Source organism: Cysteiniphilum halobium (assembly GCF_003574425.1).
Lineage (GTDB): Bacteria > Pseudomonadota > Gammaproteobacteria > Francisellales > Francisellaceae > Caedibacter > Caedibacter halobius.
The window spans coordinates 1-504 of record NZ_QLIU01000121.1; the positions used below are offsets into that span (position 1 = coordinate 1).

1 protein-coding gene is annotated in these 504 nt (G+C 23.0%); it reads right to left on the reverse strand.

All coding sequences use genetic code 11. The features are described from left to right. Positions 1 to 166 precede the first annotated feature (166 nt). Positions 167 to 504: hypothetical protein (locus tag DNK85_RS12710; RefSeq protein WP_208123188.1), on the reverse strand; the 338-nt coding region annotated here is incomplete at its 5' end.

A 504-nucleotide genomic window follows, 5' to 3' on the forward strand; every position in this document is an offset into this window, starting at 1 on the left:
CTTTAATGCGTCCATTTTCTTCCCATCTTTTTTTTTTTTCTTTTTCTTTTTTTTTCCTCCTTTCTCCTCTTCTTTTCCCTTATCTATTTCTCTCTCTTCTATTCTTTACTACTCTTTTTTATCTATTTTTCTTCTCTTTCTTTTTTGCTTCTTCCTTTATCTTTTCTTAGCTTTTTTTCATTTTCTTTTTTTCTTTTTTTTTCTCTTTTCTTTTCTTCTTCTTTCTTTTATGTTTTTTTTCTTTCATTTCCTTTCTTTTTTTTTCTTCTTCTTTTCTTCTCTTTTTTTTCTTCTTTTTTTCTTTTCTTTTTCTTTTTTTTCTTTTCTTCTCTCTCTTTCTCTTTCTTCTTTTTTTCTCTTTTTCTTTTCTTTCTTTTTTCTTTTTCTTCTTTCTTTTTTTTTTTTTTTTTTTTTTTTTCTTCTTTTTTTTTTTTCTTTTCTTCTCCCTTCTTTTCTCCTCTCTCTTCTTCTTCTCTCTTTTTTCTTTTTTTTTTTTTTTTTTTT